Source organism: Actinokineospora terrae, assembly GCF_900111175.1.
GTDB lineage: Bacteria > Actinomycetota > Actinomycetes > Mycobacteriales > Pseudonocardiaceae > Actinokineospora > Actinokineospora terrae.
The window spans coordinates 110492-130782 of sequence record NZ_FOGI01000017.1 but is presented as its reverse complement, the minus strand read 5'-3'; the positions used below and the strand labels follow the sequence as shown (position 1 = coordinate 130782).

The 20291-nt window shown below is 72.3% G+C and carries 19 protein-coding genes; 6 read left to right on the top strand and 13 right to left on the bottom strand.

What is annotated here, in order from left to right:
• Nucleotides 1–78: 78 nt before the first annotated feature.
• Nucleotides 79–1221, top strand: coding sequence for a PucR family transcriptional regulator (locus tag BMY07_RS36005; RefSeq protein WP_143073731.1), 1143 nt, complete (start codon nucleotides 79–81; stop codon nucleotides 1219–1221).
• Nucleotides 1222–1234: 13 nt separating this feature from the next.
• Here the strand turns inward: BMY07_RS36005 and BMY07_RS31075 are convergent, their stop codons facing one another.
• Together BMY07_RS31075 and BMY07_RS31070 are read right to left on the bottom strand one after the other, a co-directional pair.
• Nucleotides 1235–2515: a PucR family transcriptional regulator gene (locus tag BMY07_RS31075; protein ID WP_092786453.1), complete on the bottom strand. Its 1281-nt coding sequence runs from the start codon at nucleotides 2513–2515 to the stop codon at nucleotides 1235–1237.
• Between the two features lie 99 nt (nucleotides 2516–2614).
• Nucleotides 2615–3937 carry a PucR-like N-terminal domain-containing protein gene (locus tag BMY07_RS31070; protein WP_092786451.1) on the bottom strand — a complete coding sequence of 441 codons (1323 nt, stop codon included), beginning with the start codon at nucleotides 3935–3937 and terminating at the stop codon, nucleotides 2615–2617.
• A 367-nt stretch (nucleotides 3938–4304) separates the two neighbouring features.
• On the opposite strand from BMY07_RS31070, the gene BMY07_RS31065 reads away from it, so the two are divergent.
• Entirely contained in the window at nucleotides 4305–4853 is a 549-nt protein-coding gene (locus tag BMY07_RS31065) for a hypothetical protein (RefSeq protein ID WP_143073730.1), read from the top strand.
• Between the two features lie 46 nt (nucleotides 4854–4899).
• On the opposite strand, the gene BMY07_RS31060 is transcribed toward BMY07_RS31065, so the two are convergent.
• The 10 genes from BMY07_RS31060 to BMY07_RS31015 are packed head-to-tail and all read right to left on the bottom strand — an operon-like array spanning nucleotide 4900 to nucleotide 14726.
• Nucleotides 4900–6099 carry an MCE family protein gene (locus BMY07_RS31060; RefSeq protein ID WP_092786447.1) on the bottom strand — a complete coding sequence of 400 codons (1200 nt, stop codon included), beginning with the start codon at nucleotides 6097–6099 and terminating at the stop codon, nucleotides 4900–4902.
• Nucleotides 6099–7064 carry an MCE family protein gene (locus tag BMY07_RS31055; RefSeq protein WP_092786444.1) on the bottom strand — a complete coding sequence of 322 codons (966 nt, stop codon included), beginning with the start codon at nucleotides 7062–7064 and terminating at the stop codon, nucleotides 6099–6101. The genes BMY07_RS31060 and BMY07_RS31055 overlap by 1 nt, the downstream gene beginning before the upstream one ends.
• Complete coding sequence (locus BMY07_RS31050) at nucleotides 7064–8035, bottom strand: MCE family protein (RefSeq protein ID WP_092786442.1); 972 nt, start codon at nucleotides 8033–8035, stop codon at nucleotides 7064–7066. Before BMY07_RS31050 ends, BMY07_RS31055 begins: the two co-directional genes overlap by 1 nt.
• Entirely contained in the window at nucleotides 8035–9027 is a 993-nt protein-coding gene (locus BMY07_RS31045) for an MCE family protein (RefSeq protein WP_245782762.1), read from the bottom strand. Before BMY07_RS31045 ends, BMY07_RS31050 begins: the two co-directional genes overlap by 1 nt.
• Nucleotides 9024–10046 (bottom strand): MCE family protein, encoded by a 1023-nt coding sequence (locus tag BMY07_RS31040; protein WP_092786440.1) that lies wholly within the window; start codon nucleotides 10044–10046, stop codon nucleotides 9024–9026. The genes BMY07_RS31045 and BMY07_RS31040 overlap by 4 nt, the downstream gene beginning before the upstream one ends.
• Entirely contained in the window at nucleotides 10043–11245 is a 1203-nt protein-coding gene (locus BMY07_RS31035; protein WP_092786438.1) for an MCE family protein, read from the bottom strand. The genes BMY07_RS31040 and BMY07_RS31035 overlap by 4 nt, the downstream gene beginning before the upstream one ends.
• Nucleotides 11242–12051, bottom strand: coding sequence for an MlaE family ABC transporter permease (locus tag BMY07_RS31030; RefSeq protein ID WP_092786436.1), 810 nt, complete (start codon nucleotides 12049–12051; stop codon nucleotides 11242–11244). The genes BMY07_RS31035 and BMY07_RS31030 overlap by 4 nt, the downstream gene beginning before the upstream one ends.
• On the bottom strand, nucleotides 12051–12833 hold the full coding sequence (locus BMY07_RS31025) for an MlaE family ABC transporter permease (protein ID WP_092786434.1): 783 nt from the start codon (nucleotides 12831–12833) through the stop codon (nucleotides 12051–12053). Before BMY07_RS31025 ends, BMY07_RS31030 begins: the two co-directional genes overlap by 1 nt.
• Entirely contained in the window at nucleotides 12830–13912 is a 1083-nt protein-coding gene (locus tag BMY07_RS31020; protein ID WP_092786432.1) for an ABC transporter ATP-binding protein, read from the bottom strand. Before BMY07_RS31020 ends, BMY07_RS31025 begins: the two co-directional genes overlap by 4 nt.
• Nucleotides 13913–13949: 37 nt before the next feature.
• Entirely contained in the window at nucleotides 13950–14726 is a 777-nt protein-coding gene (locus tag BMY07_RS31015) for a hypothetical protein (protein ID WP_143073729.1), read from the bottom strand.
• A gap of 264 nt (nucleotides 14727–14990) precedes the next feature.
• Here BMY07_RS31015 and BMY07_RS31010 point away from each other — a divergent pair, with 264 nt between their 5' ends.
• From BMY07_RS31010 to BMY07_RS31000, 3 genes are all read left to right on the top strand, one after another.
• Nucleotides 14991–16121 carry a PucR family transcriptional regulator gene (locus BMY07_RS31010; protein WP_092786428.1) on the top strand — a complete coding sequence of 377 codons (1131 nt, stop codon included), beginning with the start codon at nucleotides 14991–14993 and terminating at the stop codon, nucleotides 16119–16121.
• A gap of 279 nt (nucleotides 16122–16400) precedes the next feature.
• Nucleotides 16401–17375 (top strand): helix-turn-helix transcriptional regulator, encoded by a 975-nt coding sequence (locus BMY07_RS31005; RefSeq protein WP_092786426.1) that lies wholly within the window; start codon nucleotides 16401–16403, stop codon nucleotides 17373–17375.
• Nucleotides 17376–17557: 182 nt separating this feature from the next.
• A complete protein-coding gene (locus tag BMY07_RS31000) occupies nucleotides 17558–17956 on the top strand; it encodes an STAS domain-containing protein (protein WP_177215896.1) in 399 nt (132 codons plus the stop codon).
• Here the strand turns inward: BMY07_RS31000 and surE are convergent.
• Nucleotides 17953–18717: a 5'/3'-nucleotidase SurE gene (surE, locus tag BMY07_RS30995; RefSeq protein ID WP_092786422.1), complete on the bottom strand. Its 765-nt coding sequence runs from the start codon at nucleotides 18715–18717 to the stop codon at nucleotides 17953–17955. The genes BMY07_RS31000 and surE overlap by 4 nt on opposite strands.
• A gap of 367 nt (nucleotides 18718–19084) precedes the next feature.
• Between surE and BMY07_RS30990 the strand changes: the two genes are divergently transcribed.
• Nucleotides 19085–20074, top strand: a complete 990-nt coding sequence (locus BMY07_RS30990; protein ID WP_092786419.1) for a GDP-L-fucose synthase family protein — start codon at nucleotides 19085–19087, stop codon at nucleotides 20072–20074.
• Nucleotides 20075–20291: the final 217 nt, after the last annotated feature.

Sequence of the window (20291 nt, the reverse complement as noted above, 5' to 3'; positions counted from 1 at the left end):
AGACAACCCCGGCTGGACTTCGTTGACACCGCGTCCCGCCGGTTCCTAGCGTCGCGGGACACCCCCATGGGAGGCGCGATGGCACTGGAGCCGCCGGGGCGCACGGCGGTCCCGCTGTGGGCGTCGGTCGTGCCCGAGCTGGCGGAGCGGGTGCGGCCGCTGGCGCCGACGCTGATCCGCGACGCGGTGCTGGCCATCCAGGAAGCGGTGCCCGAGTACCGGCGGCCGTTGGCGGGCCGGTTCCGGGAGGTGCTGGTGGGGTCGGTGCGCGCGGCCGTGCTCCAGTGCCTCGCCTGCATCGCCGACCCCGGCGCCTGCCGCGACGAGTGGTACGCGGTGCTGCGGCACGCGGGCCGGGTCGAGTACCACGAGGGCCGCACCATGGACGCCCTGCAGACCGCGGTCCGGGTCGGCGCCAGGGCGGTGTGGCGGCACGTCAGCGCGGTGGGCCAGGAACTCGGCGTCGAGGCGGACACGCTGCTCACCGTGGCCGAGGCGATCTTCGCCTACGTCGACGACCTGTGCGTCATCGCCGTCGCGGGCTACACCGAGGCGCGCGCGGGCGGCTCGCGCGAACAGAACCGCAAGCGGCTGCTGCGCGCGTTGCTCGCCGGTCCGTCCACGGCCGTCGAGGATCTCGCCGCGGCGGCGCGATGGCCCCTGCCAGAACGGCTTTGTGTTGTCCTGCTCGACCGCCCGGTCGACGCGCGGCTGCCGGAGGGAATCCTGGCCGACCTCGACGGCGCCGAACCGTGCCTGGTCGCCCCCGCGCCGGTCGAGCCGGGCGACTGGGCGGTCCGGGTGGTGGTCGGCCCGTCAGTCCCGGCGGGCGACGCCCACCGCTCACTCGGGTCGGCCCGCCACGCCCTGGCCCTCGCGCGGCGCGGAGTGCTGCCGGACGACCCGGTCCTGTGGTGCGACCAGCACCTGTCCACCCTGCTGCTGTTCACCGACGAGACCCTGGTCCGGCAGGCCGCGGGCCCGGTGCTCGCCGCCCTCGACACCCTCACCGACAAGCAGCGCGGCCGCATCGCCACGACCCTGCGGACCTGGCTGCACACCCGGGGCGACATCACCGAGACCGCCAGCCGCCTGTCCGTCCACCCCCAGACCGTCCGCTACCGGATGCACCACGTGGACGCGCTCCTGGGCCCCCGCCTCGCCGACCCCGAACAGCGGTTCCTCATGGAACTCACCGCGCACATCTGGTCCGCGCCCTGAGCGCGGTGATCGGCTAGCCGCCCAGGGCGCGGGCGCGGAGGGCCACCTCCAGGGTGAAGCGGTGGTCGGGATCGGTCAGGCGGGTGCCGAAGAGTCGGGTCAACTGGCGGAGGCGGTAGCGGACGGTCTGGGGGTGGACGTCGAGGTGCTGGGCCACCCCGGGGGCGCCGCCGCGGGTGTGCAGCCAGGTCAGGAGCGTGGCGGCCAGTTTGGCGGCCTGGTGGGGGTTGAGGGTGGCAAGGGGGGCCAAGGCCTGGGTCGCCATCTCGCGGAGCAGGGGTGGGTCGTTGCGGAGCCAGAGGGTGGAGAGGTGGTGGTCGAACCACGTCACCGGGCTCGCGGGCAGGACACCCTCGGCGACCAGGGACAGCGTTCGCCGGGCCCAGTACAGGGATTGGGCCGCGGCGGCCAAGGGGACGGCGGGGCCGATCGCGGTGCGGTGGTCGGCGAGGTGGAGAAGGATCGGCGGACCAGTGCGGCGGTCGGCAAGGCTCAGTGGACCCGTTCCGCGGTCAGTGAGGGTGGGCAGCTCTGCCGATCCACCTTGATCGGCGACCTCGGGAGGCGACAGCGAGTCGGTGGGCAGGAGTAGGCAGGGATGGGGGGAATCCAGGTCGGCCAGGGTGTTGGGGAGGTCCACTGTGGAGAGATCGGGGCCGGTGGGGTCGATGGCCACGGCGACAACGGATTCGGGTAGGGGCCATTGGGCGGTGTCGGCTAGGCGGGTGAGGGTTTGTGGGGAGGTGGTGGGGGTGAGCAGGGCGGTCAGGAGTTGGGTGCGGCGGCGTTGCTGGGCGGTGAGTTCGGCGGCTCTGGCGGTGGCGTGGCCGCGGACGGAGAGGGCGGAGAGTTCGTCTATGTAGGCGAAGATGGCTTCCGCGAGCAGGCACAGCGTGTCGGTCGGTACCCCCGCTTCCTCGCCGATGCGGGCCATTCGGCGCCAGGCCACGCGGGCGCCGACGCGGTACGCGGTCTGCACGACGTCCAGGGCCCGGGTGTCCAGGGCGGGGAGGCCGAAGTCGCGGAACAGGCTCGGCCAGCCCTCGTCGCGCACCGCGCCGGGATCGGCGACGCGGTCGAGGAACCACAGCAGGGCCTGCTGGATCCCCTCGGTCACCACCCGGCCGCTGGGGCGCTTGGCGAACGCGGGGATGACCCGGTCCAGCTCGGCGCGGATCTCCCTGGTCAGGTCCCCCACCCCGGGCCGGAGCACGGCCGCCAGCCCGGGTGGCAACTGCGACCAGAGGTCCGCGGTGGGGCCGAGCGGTGCGACGTGCTCCGTGCGCTGCGCCACCGCGTGCCTCCTGAGGGGACCGTCCAGCGTGCCGGAGGCGAATCTACCGGCGCGGCGGCGCGATTCTCCAGGAGCCAGTACCCGGCCTGCGAACAGTTGTCACCTGTGGACAACCCGCGCCGCTCCCGCACGCGGCCGCGGCGCAACAACCGCGGTGCGCAGCAACCGGTCCGCCCGCAACGCGATCTCCAGGTCCAGTCGCGCGTCCGGGTCGGCGAGCTGGTCGCCGAAGAGCTTGTCCACCTGCCGCATGCGGTACCGCACGGTCTGCGGGTGGATCGCCAACCGGCGGGCGATCTCCGGGGCGCTGCCCCTGGTCTCCAGCCACGCCAGCAGGGTCTCGGCGGTGCGGGCGCGCTGCTTGGCGGTCAGCTCGGCCAGCGGCGCGAGGGCGCGGCGCAGCAGTTCGCGCACCAGGAACTCGTCGGCGAGCAGCCAGAGCGTGGACAGGTGGTCGCCGCACCAGGTGATCGGCGCCCCGTCCGCGCCGATGATGCCGCGCCGCACCAGGGTCATCGCGCGCCGCGCCCAGTCCAGCGACGTGAACGCTTCCCGCAGCGGCACGAGCGGTCCGACGCACACGCGCCTGCCGCGCAGCTGGGGCCGCAGCGCCCGCAACTGCCTGCCGGGGTCGGACAGCACCAGGCACGGCAGGTCGCCGTCGAGGTCGAGCAGGACGTCGGTGAGGTGGTCGCCGTGCGGGCCGGTCAGCTCGTCCGGCTCCCCCGCCGCGGGCTGCTCGACGACGACCACGGACACGGTGTCCGGCACCCGCCACCGCGCGGTGGCCGCGAGTTTCGTGATCGCGGCCATCGAGGCGGGCGGTTCACCCAGCACCAGTTCGACCAGCCTGCGCCTGCCGCGGTCGACCACCCCGGCCGACTGGGCCTGCGCGGCGGTGTAGCCCTCGATGGACAGCGTGGAGATCTCGTCGACGTAGGCGAAGATCGCCTCGGCTGCGACGGTGAGCATGGCGGTGGGCAGCCGCTGCTGCTGGCCCCAGGCGGCCAGGTGGCGCCACGCGACCCGGCCACCGACCCGGTAGGCGGTCTGCAGGCAGTCCAGGCTGCGGCCCTCGCCGTACTCGACCCGGCCGAGCCTGCGGAACACCGCGGCCCAGTTCTCGTCGGACGGGCCGCCGATGCCGACCGTGTCGAGGATGCGCAGCACCGACTGCTCCACACCCGCCGTCATGATCGCGCCGAAGTGGCCCTCCAGCGGCTGGGCGTAGGCGGGCACCGCGCGCTGGATCTCGCGGATCATGTCCTGGGTGAGCCGACCGACCACCGGCCGGAACCGGGCGACCAACTCCCTGGGCAGACTCGCCCACAACGCCGTGGCGCGTTCGTCGAGCGTCGCGGGACGATAGGGCGCGACGGCACCGGAATGGGGTCTGGTCGGTGTGTACGGCGGAATCGGCATGGTCGTCCCCTGGTCGTCGAGCGGGGTGGTGGTGCGAAGAACAGCCGGTCGCGGTGACGTGTATTCGTGCCAGCGACCATAAGTTCGGCCGAGTCGACGTGTCAAACAATGCCGTTACCCGGCGGCAACAACACTCGTCCGGCGCAGAAACCGGGGCCACGAGGTGCGGTCAGGGCGGAAATCGGATCACCGTCTTGTGCGTTCGTGACAAGAACGCCGCGACCCCGGGACTGCGCGATCGGACAAAGTCACCGGCGAGATCCATACGCGGGTGACAAAACCGGCCCCGGACCTATCCGCGCGGCGCGCGGTTTCAGTACGGTTTCGCCAACCCCACCCCGAAATGGCTCTCCCGCGAGGAGGACGAATGACATCGTCGCGTGTGCTGACCCTGTTCGCGAGCGGCCTGGCGCTGTGCGCGGCCTGCTCGGCGGGACCGTCCGGCGAACCGCCCCGGCAGGACCCGGCGGTCGGCTGGGTGGACCGGGTCTGCCAGGCCGTGGTCATCAACGGCGCCCGGCTCTCCCAACTGCCCGCGATCGACCCGACCGACCCGGTGAAGGCCAAGGAAGGCATGCTCGCGTTCCTCACCTCGCTCAGCGACTCCCTCACCGCCGTGGGCGACGGCATCACCAACGCGGGCACTCCCCCGGTCACCGACGGCGCGGCAGCGGTCGGCAAGGCCATGGCGAACCTCGACGGCGCCCGCACCTCCGTCGACTCGGCCAAGACCACGCTGGCCGCCGCGCCGGCAACCGACCCGGTGGCATTCCAACAAGCGGTAGACGCCCTCGCACCAAACCTGGGCGCACTACAAGACAACCAAGGCCCAGTGCGAGACCTCCGCGAAAACCCGGAAATCAACGACGCCTACCACCAAGCCCCCACCTGCCACACCCTGGATGGGGTTTCCTGACCCTCACCACCTGGCGGGAGCCGAGATCTCCGGCTCCCGCCCGACTTCAGCCGCCGTCCAGGGAAAGCAGCTCGGTGAGGGAGCTGCGGAGGCGCGGCGTGTCCTGGGTGGGGAGGTAGCTGCCGGGTTTGGTGGCCGGGGGCACTCCCGGTGACGGGGCGTTCTGGGAACCACGCACATTGCCCGCCCCCGGAGGCAGGGCGCACCGCGCGTTGGTGTTCCACGGGGCCGGAGAGGTGTCGAGGCCATTGCGGTACCGGGTGCCCTCGTAACCCGCCACACACGGCATGGGGTCGAAAAACGTTGTGGTCAGGGCAAAGTGGGCGCCATCGGGTCGGATGACATCCGCAGCGGCGGCCACAGCCTGGGGTGTGGCGACGAGCAGTTGCTCCAGACCCGCGCGACGGGGAGCCAGGACGTTCGCGGTCGTGAGCAGGTCGGCGAACAACACACCCAGGGTCGGCCCGGTGTCGCGGAGCAGGGTGCTGATCTCGGCTGCCGCCCCGGGCGCGGTGGCCAGGACGGCGCGCAGGTCCCCGTCCGATCGGCCCAGTTGCTCGGCGATGAGCTTGGTGTTGGCCGCGAAGTCCTTGATGGCGGCGCCAGTGGCGACCTGGGTGGCGAGAACGGTGCCCGCGTCGGTGATGAGCGCGGTCGTCTGCGGCAGGTGCTCGGTGGCGGCCTTGGTGACGCTGGTGGAGGCGTCCAGCAGCGCTTGCAGGCTGGGGCCGGTGCCCTGGGTGGCCAGGTACAGCTCGTCGACCACCGACCGCAGTTCGTCACCCGGCACGGACTCGACGAGCCGGTCCAGGTTGAGCAGCACGGTCTCGCTGGGCAGCGGGAGCGTGGCGCGGTCGCGGGAGATCACCGACCCGTCGCGCAGGTACGGCTCGCCGTCGCGGCGCGGGCGCAGGTCGAGGTACTGCTCGCCGACCGCGGACCGGTTGGCGACGATGACGTCCACGTCCGCCGGCACCCGGGGCGCGTCGTCGCGCAGCCGCAGGTCCACCTCGACGCCGTCCGCGACCAGGTGCAACTCACCGACCCGGCCGATCCCGACGCCCCGGTAGGTCACCTCGGCGTTGGTGAACACGCCGCCGGAGTCCGCCAGCCGCGCCTTCACCACGTACGCGTTGGCGCCGAACAGCGTGTCCAGCCCCGCGTAGCGCGCGCCGACGTAGCTGACGCCGACCAGCGCGATCAGCACGAACGCGACCACCTGCACCCGGACCCGCCGCGTGATCATCAGCGACCGCCGCGGGAGTCGAACGCGAGGTGCGCGTTGAGGTAGTCGCCCTTGATGGCGTCGAGCGCGGCGTCGGTGAAGGGGAAGGTGAACAGCAGGTCCATGGCCTGCGGGAGCTGGTTGCCCGCCTTCTCCAGTTGCCGCAGCGTGGGTTCGAGCGCGCGCAGCGAGGCGACCAGGTCGGCGCGGACGCGGGTGACGGTGTCGGTCGCGACCCCGGACAGCGAGTCGAGCGCGGTGAGCATGCCGACGAACTGGCCGCGCTGGTCGACCAGCACCTGGATGCCCGGCCCGAGCCCGTCGAGCAGCCCGGCGATCCGCGGCGCCCGCTCCCCCAGCGACCTCGAGAGCCGGTCGAGGCCGTCGAGCGCGCGGGTGATCTCGGCGCGGTGCGTGTCCAGGCCACCGGCGAAGGTGTCCAGATTGGACAGCAGAGCGCGGATGTCGCCGGTGTTGCCGCCCAGGGCGTTGTTCAGCTCGCGGGTGATCTCGCGCAGTTGGGCGACGCCACCACCGTTGAGCAGCATCGACAGCGCGCCGAACACCTCTTCGATCTCGGGGTTGCGGTTGGTGCGCTCCAACGGGATGACGGCGCCGTCGACCAGCGTGCCCGCCCTGGCTTCCTCGACCGGGTCGTCGAGTTCGACGAACTTCTCCCCCAGCACGCTCGACTGCCGCAGCCGGGCCAGCGCGGTGCCCGAGAGCCGCACCGAGCCGTTGACCACCATCGTCACCCGCGCCGACCGCCCATCGGGCTCCAGGTCGATCCGCTCCACCTCCCCCACGGGGACGTCCTCGACCTGCACCCCCGCCTGCGGCACCAGGTCGAGCACGTCCCGGAACACCGCGGCGACCCGGTACGGCCGGTCCCCCACGTCCGCGCCGCCCGGGAGGTCGACGCCGTAGAGCCCGGAGCCGCACCCGGAGGCGAGGATCGCGACCAACAGAAGGGTCAGCACTCGCATCAGCGGCCTCCCGGCGTCGAGTACTCGTTGAGGTTGGCCCGGCTGTCGATGGTGCGGGTGGCCGGGTCGTAGGCGCGCAGCAGGTTCGACAGGGCGAGCGGGGTGGCGTCCAGCGCCTCGGCCAGCGACGCGCGTTGGTCGACCAGCAGCCGGGTCATCACCACCAGGTTGTCCACATCGGACTTGACCAGGCCGCGGTTGTCCCGCACGAAGCCCTGCACGACGCCCAGGGCGCCCGCCAGCTCGTGCAGTGCCGCGTCGAAGTTCGCCCGTTCGTCGACCAGGAACCCGGTGACGGTGGACAGCTTCTCGTTGACCTGGCGCAGTTGGCGGTCGTTGGCGGCGAGCACGGCGGTGAACCGGGACAGGCCGTCGACGGTGGTGAACAGGTCGTCCTGGGAGCCGTTGAGGGTGCGGGCGAGGTCACCGAGGTCGCGGATCGTGCGGCCCATGTCGGCGCCGTTGCCCTCCAGGTAGGCCTGGCTGGTGCGGATCAGCTCGCTGAGCGCGCCATCGGCGTTGGCGCCGTCCGGGCCCAGCGCGGTGGTGAGCCGGTCGAGGCTGGAGAACAGCTGGTCCAGCTCGACCGGGACCACCGTGCGGGTCTGCGGGATCACGGCGCCATCGGGGATGCGGCGGTCGTCGGTGGCGACCGGGGCGAGTTGGACGTAACGGTCGCTGACCAGGCTCGGGGTGATGACCAGCGCGGTGGCGTCGGGCGGCACGGGCGCGGCGGCGTCGATGGTCATGGTGACCTTCACGTTCGGCCCCAGCGGCTGCACGGCGTCGACCGTCCCGACCGCCACGCCGAGTACCCGCACGTCCGATCCGGGGTAGAGGCCGATCGCGGCGGTGAAGTAGGCGGTCACGGTGCGGTACTTGCCGGTGTCGAACAGCGCGGCCGTGCCGACGACCACGAGCAGCACCGCGACCGCGCCGAGCGCCAGGAACTTGAGCACGCGGCGTGCCATCAGCGCCCCCCTGCCTTGGGCGGGACGCAGCCCGCCGACCCGTCGGCGACCGGGATGAGGCCGCAGATGTAGCTGTCGATCCAGTGCCCGTTGCCGACCGCGTTGCCGACGAGCCGGTAGAACGGTCCGGCGAGGCGCAGGCTGCGGTCGAGGTCGTCCTGGTTGCGGCGCAACACTTCCGTGACCCGCTCCAACTGGCGCAACGCGGGTGCCAGTTGCGCCTGGTTCTCCGCGACCAGCCCGGAGAGCTGCCGGGACAGGTCCCTGGTCCCGGTGAGCAGCCCGCTGATGGCGTCACGGCGGCGGGCGAACTCGGTGAGCAGCGTGTCACCATCGGTGATCAACGCCTGGAACTGCTCGCCGCGGTCGGCCAGCGTCGTGCTGACGCCCTTGGCGCTCTCCAGCAGCCGCTTGAGGTCCTGGTCGCGGCTGGAGATGGTGTGCGACAGGCGCGAGAGCCCGTCGAGGGCGGTGCGGACGCTCTGCGGGGTGGTGGCGTCGAAGGTCTGCGACAGGGTGCGCAAGCTCTCCGCCAGGAGACCCGTATCGATCTGCCCGGTGGTCGTGGCCAGGTCGGCGAACGCGTCGTTGACGTCGTAGGCGGTCACGGTCCGGTCGAGCGGGATGGGGGTGTCCGGGTCCAGCTCGGTGGTGCCGAGCGGGTCGAGGGCCAGGTTCTTCTGCCCCAGCAACGTCTTGATCTTGATGGCGGCCACGGTCCGGTCGCCCAGCCAGACGTCCCTGGCCCGGAAGGTGACGGTGACGTGGGTGCCGGTCAGCTCGACCGAGGTGACCACGCCGACCTTCACGCCCGCGACCCGCACCTCGTCGTCTGGCTTGAGCCCGACGGCTTCGCGGAACTGGGCCTGGTAGGTGGTGCCGCCGAGCGCGGGCAGGTGCTCCCAGCCCAGCACCACCAGCGCGGTGACCGCGACCAGCAGCACACCGACCAGGCCCATCCGGACGGGGTCGCGGTCCTGGAACGCCTTCACGGGCGGCACCTCGCGTCGGTGATCGGGATGCCGAGGTCACCCGGCGTCTGGCCGGGGGCGGGCGCGGCGTCGGTGGTGGTCGAGCAGAGGTAGAAGTTGAGCCAGGACCCGTAGGACGCGGTCCGCCCGATGGCCTCGTACTTGACGGGCAGCCGGTCGAGGAACTGCTCGAACGCGGGGGTGTTGTCGGCCAGCGTCTTCGACAACGACCCGAGGGCGTCGATGTCGCGGCGCAGGGGTTCGCGGCCCTGGTCGAGCAGACCGGCGGTGGCGTTGGTGAGCGCGGCGATGCCGTCGATCGCGTCGCCGATCGGCTTCGCGTCGGCGGCGAGCCCGCTGACCAGCTGCTGGGCGGTGAGCACCACTGTGGACAGCTGGTCGTCCTTGGCGTCGACCTGGGCGAGCACGGTGTTGAGGTTCTCGATGACCCGGCCGATCACGTCATCCTTCTCGGCCAAGGACGTGGTCAGGGAACCGATGTGCCGCAAGAGGTTCTCGACCGTGCCACCTTCCCCTTGCAGCACTTGGACGACCTCCAGGGACAGCTTGTTCACCTCGTCCGGTGACAGCGCCTGGAACAGCGGCTTGAAGCCGTTGAACATGGCGGTGAGGTCGAGCGCGGGACGGGTCCGTTCCAAGGGGATCGTGACGCCCTCGGCCAGCCGCCCGGACTCACCGCCCTGGTCGAGGGCGATGTAGCGCTGGCCGATGAGGTTGCGGAACCGGACGGTCGCGGTCACCGAGGGCGCGAGGGCGTAGCGGCGGTCCACTTCGAACTCCACCTCGCTGAAGCGGCGGTCCACCACCGAGATGTCGCGCACCCGGCCGACCCGCACCCCGGCCATCCGGATGTCGTCGCCCTCGTTGAGGGAGGTCACGTCGGTGAAGCGGGCCCTGTAGGTCGCGGTGTCGCCGGTGCCGCCGTTGGCGATGGTGATCCCCAGGACCGCCGTGGCCAGGGCGGTCACCACCGTGAAGATCGCACCCTTGACCAGCGGCCCGCGCAGGCTCTCCGTCATGACAGCTCCACCTCCGCCCCGCGCAGCAACGGCCCGACGAGCAGCCCGCCCCAGTCGCCGACCTCGCTCGGACTGACCCCTTCGACCGGTGCGATGAGCTCCGCGATGAACCGGCCCTCCTGCGGTGAGTTCGCCACCGCGGGCACGAACCCGCCCTGGCTGAGTCCGGCCGTGAAGCAGCGGGGGCCGCCGGTGGCCGTGTAGGTGGGGGCGTCGCGGCCCGGCTGGTACGGGCCGCGGCTGGGCTTGGTGGTGAGCCGGACGTGCAGGCCCGGTTCGTTGGTGCCCTTGCCGAGCGCGGCGTCGATCCTGGGTTTGAGGGCGACGGCCGCTTCGGTGAGGCAGGGGAACTCGGGCGCGTAGCGGGCCAGCAGTTCCAGGGTGGGTCGGCCCGCGGCGGACAGGCCGATGAGGTTGGTCCGGTTCGCGCGCACGAAGGCCTCGACGTCGGTGGCCGTGTCGGTCATGGTGGCGAGCAGGGCGGCCACGCTGTCGCGCTGCTCGGCGAAGGTCTTGGTCGTGGTGGTCAGGCCGTTGAGGGGGTCGACGATGTCCGGTCCGGCGGTCTCGTAGACGGCCAGGGTGTCGGCGAGGCGGGTGATGTCGGCCTGGACCTGCGGCAGCATCGGGTTGAGCCGGTCGAGGTACTGGTTGAGCCCGACCAGCGTCTCCCCCAACGACTTCCCGCGGCCCGCCAGCGCCTGCGACAGCGCGCCGAGGGTGCTCGACAGCTTCTGCGGCTGGACCGCCTGCAACACCGGCATCAGGTCGCGCAACGCCTTCTCGACCTCGATCGCGCGGACGGTCTTGTCCTGCCGGATGACATCGCCGTCCGCCAGCGGTCTTGCGGGCTCCGCGGGCAGGACCAGGCTGACGTAGCGCTGGCCGAACAGGGTCTTGGGCAGCAGCCGGGCGGTGCTGTTGCTGGGCAACTGCGCCAGCTTGTCCTCGTCGATGGCCAACTCCACGACCACGCCGTCCCCGGTCGTCCGCACGGCCCGGACCGCGCCCACGACCACGCCGCGCACCTTCACGTCCGCGTTCGTCTTGAGCTGGCTGCCGACCCGGTCCACGCGCAGCGTCACCACGGCGGCGGAGGTGAACTGCTTGGCGTACACCGCGACCGCGAGCCAGCCGAGCGCGCCGAGCAGCAGGACGAAGACCAGTCCGAGCGCCCGGTCACGGGCCCGGCGGCTCATCCCGCCACCCGCACGGTCGTGGTGGCGCCCCAGATCGCGAGGCTGAGGAAGAAGTCCAAGATGGACACGACGACGATGGCCGTGCGCACCGACCGTCCAACCGCGACACCGACTCCGGCCGGACCGCCTGCGGCGCGGTAGCCGTGGAAGCAGTGGGTCAGGATGATCGCGACGCTGAACACGAGCACCTTCACGAACGACCAGAGGACGTCCTCCGGCGGCAGGAACAGCGAGAAGTAGTGGTCGTAGGTGCCCGCCGACTGGCCGTAGACGCCCACGGTGGTGACCCGGGCGGCGAGGTACGAGGTGAGCAGGCCGATGACGTAGAGCGGGATGACGGCCACGAACCCGGCGACGATCCGGGTGGTCACCAGGTACGGCATCGACCGCACGGCCATCACCTCCAGCGCGTCGATCTCCTCGGAGATCCGCATCGCGCCGAGCTGCGCGGTGAACCCGGAGCCCACGGTCGCCGACAGCGCCAGCCCGGCCACCAGCGGCGCGATCTCGCGGGTGTTGAAGTAGGCGGAGAGGAACCCGGCGAAGGCGGAGGTGCCGATCTGGTTGAGCGCGGAGAAGCCCTGCAGCCCGACGACGGTGCCGGTGAACACGCTCAGCCCGACCATCACGCCGATCGTGCCGCCGATGACCGCGAGCGCGCCGCTGCCGAAGCTGACCTCGGCCAGCAGCCGCACGACCTCGCGGGAGTAGCGGGTCACCGTGAACGGCACCCACGCCAGCGCACGCAACGAGAAGCGGAGCTGGTCACCGAGCCGCTCCAGCGCGCCCGCGGTCCTGGTGATCATCAGGCCCCCTTCGCCGGGACGATCCGCAGGTACACCACGCTGATCACGAAGTTCACGAAGAACAGCAGCAGGAAGGTGATCACCACGGACTGGTTGACGACATCGCCGACGCCCTTCGGCCCGCCCCTGGGGTTGAGGCCCCGGTAGGCGGCGACCAGCCCGGCGAGGAACCCGAACACCAGCGCCTTGAGCTCGCCGACCCACAGGTCCGGCAGCTGCGCGAGCGCGGAGAAGCTGGACAGGAACGCGCCGGGCGTACCGTCCTGCACCACGACGTTGAAGACATAGCCCCCGCACACCCCGACGACGCTGACCATCCCGTTGAGCAGCGCCGCGACCGCCATCGCCGCCACCACCCGCGGGACGACGAGCCGGTGGACGGGCGAGACCCCCAGGACCCGCATGGCGTCGATCTCCTCGCGGATGGTGCGCGACCCGAGATCCGCGCAGATCGCCGACCCGCCCGCGCCCGCGACCACCAACGTGGTGACGATCGGACTGGCCTGCTGGATGACGGCGAGCACGCTGGCGGCACCGTTGAACGAGTCCGCGCCGATCTGCGCGGTCAACGACCCCAACTGCAGCGTGATCACCGCACCGAACGGGATGGACACCAACGCCGCGGGCAGGATCGAGACACTGGCGATGAACCAGAACTGCTGCACCACTTCTCTGACCCGCACCGGCCTCCGGAACACCCCGACGACCACGTCCAGCGCCATCGAGAAGAGGGCACCGAACTCGCGCAGGACGCCGGTGAGCGCCCGGGCAGGAGCGGTCATCGCTTGCTCCACCAACGGGATCTGGGGGCCGGTTCCTCGACGCGGGTTGTCGGGGTGGTGGTTTTCCGGGTGGCGATGGGGATGGCGGAGGTGCGGCGGCGCCAGGTGTCGTAGTCGTCCAGGTCGGTGGGGGTCATGGTGGTGAGGACTGCTTGTCGGGCTGGGGTGGGGAGGGTGTGCAGGGACTGCATGAGGCGGAGTTTGCGGCGGCGGACGGCGTCTCGGCGGGGGAGGCCGGGGGTGGGTTCGAGCTGGGGGACGATGCCGCGGACGTTGTCCGGATCTTCCGGTGGGAGGGCGGGGTCCTCGGCGGTGTCGCGCTCCTCGGACATGCCGATCGGGCCGTTCTTGCGGCCGTTGAGCAATTGCGCCACCACCGGGACGTCGCTGGTCAGCAGCAGTTCGCGGGGGCCGAACAGCACCAGTTCGCGGCGGAAGAGCATGCCAAGGTTGTCCGGGACGGTGCGGGCGACGGTGATGTTGTGGGTGACGATCAGGATGGTGGCGTCGAGCTGGGCGTTGAGGTCGATGAGCAGCTGGCTCAGCAGCGCGGTGCGGACCGGGTCGAGGCCGGAGTCCGGCTCGTCGCACAGGATGATGCTCGGGTCGAGCACCAGCGCGCGGGCCAACCCGGCCCGCTTGCGCATGCCGCCGGAGATCTCGCCGGGCAGCTTGCGCTCGGCGCCGAGCATCCCCACCATGTCCACCTTGGACATGACGATCCGGTTGACCTCCTTCTCGCTCTTGCGGGTGTGCTCGCGCAGCGGGAAGGCGATGTTGTCGTAGACCGACATCGAGCCGAACAGGGCGCCGTCCTGGAACAGCACGCCGAACAGCTTGCGGATCTCGTAGGTGTCGCGCTCGGCGCACGTGCACAGGTCGACCCCGTTGATCAGCACCCGGCCGCGCTCCGGGCGCAGCAACCCGATGAGGCACTTGAGGAACACCGACTTGCCGGTGCCGGACGGCCCGAGCAGCACGCTGACCTCACCGGCGGGCAGGGTGAGCGTCACGTCCCGCCAGATCGCCTGCGTGCCGAACGACTTGCCCAACCCCTCGACCACGACCTCAACGCCCATCTCGCCTCCGGCTCGGCTCGACGCCCATCCCCGCCCCCTAGACCGGCGGCCGGGTGACGAGCCGGTTGGTCAGCCCGGTGCCCGGGCCGGAGACCAGGCCGGTGACCAGCGGGTCGAGGTCCTCGGTGGTGCCGCAGCCGGTGAACGGCGGGATGGTGACGGTGCTGGTGAGCGTGCTGACCGAGCCGGGGACCACCAGCACCTTGCCGCGCAACCGGATTTCCAGCGGGCTCACCGTGCGGCACCCGTCCCCCACCGCCAGCGGCAGCCCGTCCTGGAACACCGCCGAGACCCGTAGGTCCACCCGCAGCGTGACGTCGATGTCGGCGTTGGCGTTCGGGGTGCCGTCGATGGTGAGCACCGCGCTGCCGGTCGCCTGGCCCGCGGGCGTCAGGGTGATGGTGCTGGTGACCGGCATGAACCGGAAGGCCACCATGGCGGCCTTGGCCGGGGGGAGGTCGAGGTCGCCGGTCAAGGGGAGACGACCGTCGGGGCCGGGCAGGAAACCGATCACCGAGCGGAACGAACCGGGGCCGATGACCACGTCGGAGTTGAGCTTCGCCAGCCGGGTGGTGACGGTCAGGTCGAAGTTGTACGGCAGATCAGCTGCTTTGTCCACCGATGGGACAGCTGGTGCAACAGGCTTGGCCTCGACGGGCTCCGCGGCGGGGGTTTGCGCGGGCGGGGTCGATTCCGCTGTCGTCGTGGGAATGACCGCCGGGGCGCCATCGGCGACGCCCACGTGCGCCACCAGCCCGGCCACCCCCGCCACCGCGGCGAGCGCCCACCGGCGCGCCACTGCGGACCGCGTCATCGTCACCACCCCGGATCCGTTGTGCCGCAACGCTTTCCGCGCCGGTTCCGGGGACGTTACCAGCGGGTCACCACGGCGGACAACGACGCGTTTCGCCGGTCGCGGTTGTTGTCACCGCACGCGCAAAACCGGGTCCCGGCTTTGTGCGCGGGATCCGAGAACCGCGGGTTTGTCGCGATCCGCTGAACCGGGGGCGGTGATTGACACCGGCGGAAGGGCGAATTTATCGTCGGCCGAGCACAACCCCGCCGCGGGAGGTGGACCTTGGCAGGCACGCCGGACACCGGACGGCCCGCCGAGCTGTGGGCGGCGCTCCCGGCGGAGGTGGCGCGGCGGATCCGCCCGGCCGAGCTGGTCGCGGAGGTCGTCGCCGAGATCCAGGCCGCGGTGCCGGAGTACGCGGGTCCGCTGCGCGGGCGGGTCGGGCAGGTGCTGCTGGACTCGGTGGCCGCGGTGGTGCGCCCGGACGGCGACCACGCGACGAGGGCGGCCGCCCTGCGGTACGCGGCGCGGGTCGAGCACGCCGAGGGCCGCACGCTCGACGCGTTGCAGACCGCGGTGCGGGTCGGCGCGCGGGTGGTGTGGCGGCGCGTCAGCGAACTCGGCCGCGGCGCGGGCGTGCCCACCGCGGAGCTGTTCGACCTGGCCGACCTGGTGTTCGCGCACGTCGACGCGTTGTGCGCGACCGCGATGGCGGGTTACGCCACCGCCGAGGGCCTGGACGCGGTGCGTGGTCGCAGGCGGGCGCTCGTGCGGCTCCTGCTCGCCGAACACCCACCGGCGGACATCGCCGACACCGCCAACGCCGCGCAGTGGCCGCTGCCCGACGAGGTGACCGTGGTGCTGGCGGAGGGTTCGGAAGCGGTGGAGGTGTGGGCCGCGGCAACCGACGCGCTCCTGGACACCGAAGGCACGCAGGCCTGTCTGGTGATCGCGGGCCAGAGCCTCCCGCCCGCCGAGGGCTTGGTCGTAGTCGGCCCCACTGTGCGCACCGCGGATGCGCACGACTCTCTCTCGTTGGCTCGTCGCGCGTGGGGGTTGGCCCGCCGGGGCGTGCTCCCGGATACCGGTGTCCTGCGGTGCGCCGACCACCTGGCCGAGTTGCTGCTGCTGGCCGACGAGTTCCTGCTGGCACGGCTGGCCGACCGGGAGTTGGCGCCGTTGGCGGGCCTGCCGCCCAGGCAGCGGGAGCGGCTCACCGCGACGCTGCTGGCCTGGCTGCGCACCACCGGTGGGACAGCCGAGGTCGCCGCGGCACTGGACATCCACCCGCAGACCGTGCGCTACCGGCTGCACCAGCTGACCGACCTGCTCGGCGACCGGCTCATCGACCCCGCGGGGCGGCTGGCGCTGGAGATGGCCCTGCGCGGTCGGGCCGTGCTCCCGGCCCGCTAGTTACTGGGCTGCCCGGGACCGGACAGCCCAGCGACCGGATCACGCGGACGCGAAAGCCCGCCTCGGGGTGCGGGGGCGTCGGGTGGCGCGGGACATGGCGGGATCCTTCCCAGCGGGGACGGGTACTGCGGAGGAGGTGTGCACCGGCCAGCCTGCCCCCGCTCCCGGCGGCGGGCGAGGGCCGAACAGGACAACGGCGCGATCAGGACACGCGTGGATTTTCACAGCACCGGCCGCGAGGGGCTGTGATGGTGACGCGCCCGCGCCTAGTGTGTCGCCATGGCGCACCTGTTGGGGCCGGTCGGGCTCAGCGAGACGGACAACGCGGTGTACCTCGCGCTGGCCACCACCCCGCGCGGCACCGCCCAGGACATCGCCGACTCGGCCGAGCTGCCGCTGCCCGCGGTGCGCCGCGCCCTGCGCACCCTCACCGCCGCCGGGCTGGTCACGACCCTGCTCGCGCGGCCCATGCGGTACGTGGTCGCGCCGCCCGAGGTGTCCATCGAGGCACTGGTGTCGCGCAGGCAGCAGGAACTGGAGGGGCTGCGCGCCGCGGCGCGGGAGCTGGCACTGCGGCTGCGGGAGACCCCCGCGTCGGCCGAGTCGAACCTGGTGGAGATCCTGGAGGGCAACGACGTCATCCAGCACCGGCTGGCGCAGATGCAGCTCGGCGCCCGCGAGGAGGTGCTGATCATCGACGCGCCGCCGTACCTGCACGGCACCCCGGTGCAGAACGACCAGGAGCTGATCGCGCTCGACCGCGGCGTGCGGTACCGCTCGCTCTACCACGGCCCGGCGCTGGCGCTGCCCGGCCACTACGCGCAGATGATGGCCTGCATCGAGCTGGGCGAGGAGGCCAGGACGCTGGCGTCGGCGCCGATGAAGATGATGATCGTGGACCGGCGGGTGGCGCTGATGCCGGTGTCGTTCGCCTCCGCCGAGACCAGGACCCGGCTGCTGGTGCACGCCGCTCCGCTGGTGGAGGGCCTGGTGATGTGCTTCGAGGCGCTGTGGGACCAGGCGGCGCCGGTGCTCGGCGGGCAGGCCTCCGCCGAGCGGGCGGCGACGCTGTCCGAGCGCGACCGGCAGGTGCTGTCGCTGATGGCCGCCGGGCTCAAGGACCAGGCGATCGCCAGGGCGCTGGGCGTCGCGCAGCGCACCGTGGTGCGCCGCATCGGGGAGATGATGAGCACCCTCGGCGCCGACACCCGGTTCCAGGCGGGCCTGCTCGCCGCCCGCCGCGGCTGGTTGTGACCGGCTGTGACCTGAGTCGTCGCTGGTCAGCGGGCTGGGGGTTGTGCGGGGCTGGGTAGGGCGTAGCGTGGGGGGCAAGCCGACCGCACGGTAACGCTGCGTCGGAGATGCGATCCGGGTGGCCACCAGCGGCCCGGGCGACATTTTCCTCGTGGCCGCCCCGATCAAGGGAGCGCCACACCATGGGACCAGTCCCGCCCAGGATGGGCATCAGACACGACCGGACCGGCGCAGGCGGCGCCGAGGTGCCGGTGCTGCGCCTGCGCGGCGACATCGACCTGGCCACCCGGCAGACGGTCGACGCCGCGCTGACCGTGCGGCTCTCCCGCGGGCCGCGGCTGCTCGTGGTCGACCTGACCCACGTCGGGTTCGTCGGCGCGTGCGGCCTCACCCTGCTCGCCGACGCCCAGCGCCGGGCCAGGGGCGACGGCGGCCGGGTCGCGGTGGCCTGCTGCGCGCCGCCGGTGCTGCGGGCGATGGAGGTCAGCAGCCTGCTCGACGAGATCGCCCCGTACGCCAGCGTGGCCGACGCGCTCGCCGCCAACCCCGGCGTGAGCGTCCCCGAACAGCGCGGGTACTAGCCGATCCACCCGTTCGCCCTGCCGTGGGCGCGGTCGTCCTCGGCCACCGAGCGCACCGCGGTCACCGTGACGTAGCCGTCCGCGAGCAACGCGGCGTCGGTGCCGGGCTCCAGGTCGGCGTCGACCCGGACCGTGGTGACCTTGATCGACCCGTCGTCGAGGCGCTGGATCGCGCCGCGCACGGACCCGAACTCCGCCAACGCCGCCCACCGCACCCCGCGCACCCGCCCGGGTGCCACGTCGGGCACGTTGACGTTGAGCACCGTCCCAGGTGGACAGTCGAGCAGCAGGGCGACCGCGTCGGCGGTGATCGCGGCGGCGGTGTCCCACCTCGGCGAGGTCGAGTGGCCGAAGCGCACGTCCAGGGACACGGCCAGGGCCCGGAAGCCGAGCACGCTCGCGGTGAGGGCGGCGCCGACGGTGCCGGAGTGCACGACCGCGCGGCCGGTGTTGGCGCCCAGGTTGATGCCGGAGAGCAGCAGGTCGGGCACCTCGCCGAAGGCGCCCTGGCAGCCTGCCATGGCGATCAGGCCCGGGTGGGCGGCGACCGCGAAGGCGGGGACGTCCAGGCCGGGCAGGGAGCGCGGCTCGGTGAGCACCCTGCGGTGGTCCTGCGCGGCGGTGAGCCCGGCGCCGGTGCCGCTGGCCTCCGCGGCGGGGGCGGCGACGGTGACCGCCGTGCCCGCCTCGGCGGCCGCGCGGGCCAGGGCGTGCAGCCCGGGCGACTCGATGCCGTCGTCGTTCGTGACCAGGATCCGCATCAGACCTCCGGGCTCCAGGTTGGCACAGATCTTCCCCGAACAGGTGACGGCCGGGGGCTCCACAGTGGACCTGTGCTGGGCTGGCCAGCCAAAGATGACCCTTTGGCGGGGTAACACTCGCCCTTCTCGGGGATGGTGCCAACTCAGCGTGAGAAGTTGCCGGTGAGATGTACCTGGTCAGGTGGTGCCAGAGGGCCCGAAACCGGACAATCGACACCAGCGGTCACACAGCGGGTGGTCACCGGCGGCGGCCCGGGCGGCACCGACGCCCCGAGCAGCGGCGCGGCCGGGCGGCGGATGCCATCCTGGCCCACGACCGCCGGTGATCACCGCGGCTGGCGGCACACCTGGACGGGAAGGACCGCCGATGCACGCTCCTCGGCTCACCACGGCGAGCCGGATCCTGGTCGCGGGCCACCGCGGCCTCGCCGGGTCGGCGCTGTGCGGGCGGTTGCGCGCCGCGGGCCACGAGAACCTGGTGCTGGCCTCGTCGTCCGAAGTGGACCTGCGCGACCACGCGGCCACCGCGCGGTTCATGGCCCAGCACGCCCCGGACGTCGTCGTGCTGGCCGCGGCGCGCGGCGGCGGCATCCTCACCACCGTCACCCAGCCCGCCGACATCATCTCCGACAACCTGCGCATCCAGGTCTCCGTGCTCGACGCCGCCCGCGCGCTGCGGGTGCCCCGGCTGCTGTTCCTGGCGTCCTCGTGCCTGTACCCGCGCGAGTCCCGGCAGCCGATCCGGGAGAGCTCGGTCATGGCGGGGCCGCTGGAGCCGACCACCGAGTCCTACGCCATCGCCAAGATCGCCGGGATGGCCCAGGTGCGGGCGGTGCGCGAGCAGGACGGGCTGTCCTGGATCAGCGCCATGCCGACCAACCTCTACGGCCCGGGCGACAACTTCCACCCCACCTCCTCGCACGTGCTGGCGGGCCTGATGCGGCGCATCCACGAGGCGGCGCAGGCGGGCGAGGAGTCGGTGACGGTGTGGGGCACCGGAACCCCGCGCCGCGAGTTCCTGCACGTCGACGACCTGGCCGAGGCCTGCATGACGCTGCTGGAGCACTACGACGAACCCGGCCCGGTCAACATCGGCACCGGCCGCGACATCAGCATCGCCGACCTGGCCAAGATGCTCGCCGAGACCATCGGCTACACCGGCACCTTCGACTTCGACCCCGACATGCCCGACGGCGCCCCCCGCCGGGTCCTCGACATCCGCACCCTCACCGCCCTCGGCTGGGAACCCCGCATCCGCCTGCGCGCGGGCATCGCCGCCACCTACCAGTGGTACCTCGACAGCACCACCCTCCCACGCCAGCGCGATGCCGTCCGCGGCCACGAGATGGTCGGCTGACACACCCCGCCACCTGCTCCTCGACCGAGCACGGCCCACCCTCGGCCGGTCCACTGTGGACTTCCCAGCCCGTGGTACCGGTGACCGGTGATCGGCCCGTGCGCGGCCGGGCGCGCGCGTCCACCTGCTAGGTTCGATGGGGGACGATCCGGCCAGCAGGCACGCGAGGGGGTGAGCGGCGCTGATCCCGGCTGTCGAGCGCGCGGGCGCGGCCCGG

Excerpts from the sequence above, each read along its gene's own strand:
- BMY07_RS31065 (WP_143073730.1), top strand. The coding sequence starts at position 4,305 with ATGACATCGTCGCGTGTGCTGACCCTGTTCGCGAGCGGCCTGGCGCTG.
- BMY07_RS31060 (WP_092786447.1), bottom strand. The coding sequence starts at position 6,099 with ATGATCACGCGGCGGGTCCGGGTGCAGGTGGTCGCGTTCGTGCTGATC.
- BMY07_RS31030 (WP_092786436.1), bottom strand. The coding sequence starts at position 12,051 with ATGATCACCAGGACCGCGGGCGCGCTGGAGCGGCTCGGTGACCAGCTC.
- BMY07_RS31015 (WP_143073729.1), bottom strand. The coding sequence starts at position 14,726 with ATGACGCGGTCCGCAGTGGCGCGCCGGTGGGCGCTCGCCGCGGTGGCG.
- BMY07_RS31070 (WP_092786451.1), bottom strand. The coding sequence starts at position 3,937 with ATGCCGATTCCGCCGTACACACCGACCAGACCCCATTCCGGTGCCGTC.
- BMY07_RS31000 (WP_177215896.1), top strand. The coding sequence starts at position 17,558 with ATGGGACCAGTCCCGCCCAGGATGGGCATCAGACACGACCGGACCGGC.
- BMY07_RS31005 (WP_092786426.1), top strand. The coding sequence starts at position 16,401 with ATGGCGCACCTGTTGGGGCCGGTCGGGCTCAGCGAGACGGACAACGCG.
- BMY07_RS30990 (WP_092786419.1), top strand. The coding sequence starts at position 19,085 with ATGCACGCTCCTCGGCTCACCACGGCGAGCCGGATCCTGGTCGCGGGC.
- BMY07_RS36005 (WP_143073731.1), top strand. The coding sequence starts at position 79 with ATGGCACTGGAGCCGCCGGGGCGCACGGCGGTCCCGCTGTGGGCGTCG.
- BMY07_RS31040 (WP_092786440.1), bottom strand. The coding sequence starts at position 10,046 with ATGACGGAGAGCCTGCGCGGGCCGCTGGTCAAGGGTGCGATCTTCACG.
- BMY07_RS31055 (WP_092786444.1), bottom strand. The coding sequence starts at position 7,064 with ATGCGAGTGCTGACCCTTCTGTTGGTCGCGATCCTCGCCTCCGGGTGC.
- BMY07_RS31050 (WP_092786442.1), bottom strand. The coding sequence starts at position 8,035 with ATGGCACGCCGCGTGCTCAAGTTCCTGGCGCTCGGCGCGGTCGCGGTG.
- surE (WP_092786422.1), bottom strand. The coding sequence starts at position 18,717 with ATGCGGATCCTGGTCACGAACGACGACGGCATCGAGTCGCCCGGGCTG.
- BMY07_RS31020 (WP_092786432.1), bottom strand. The coding sequence starts at position 13,912 with ATGGGCGTTGAGGTCGTGGTCGAGGGGTTGGGCAAGTCGTTCGGCACG.
- BMY07_RS31025 (WP_092786434.1), bottom strand. The coding sequence starts at position 12,833 with ATGACCGCTCCTGCCCGGGCGCTCACCGGCGTCCTGCGCGAGTTCGGT.
- BMY07_RS31035 (WP_092786438.1), bottom strand. The coding sequence starts at position 11,245 with ATGAGCCGCCGGGCCCGTGACCGGGCGCTCGGACTGGTCTTCGTCCTG.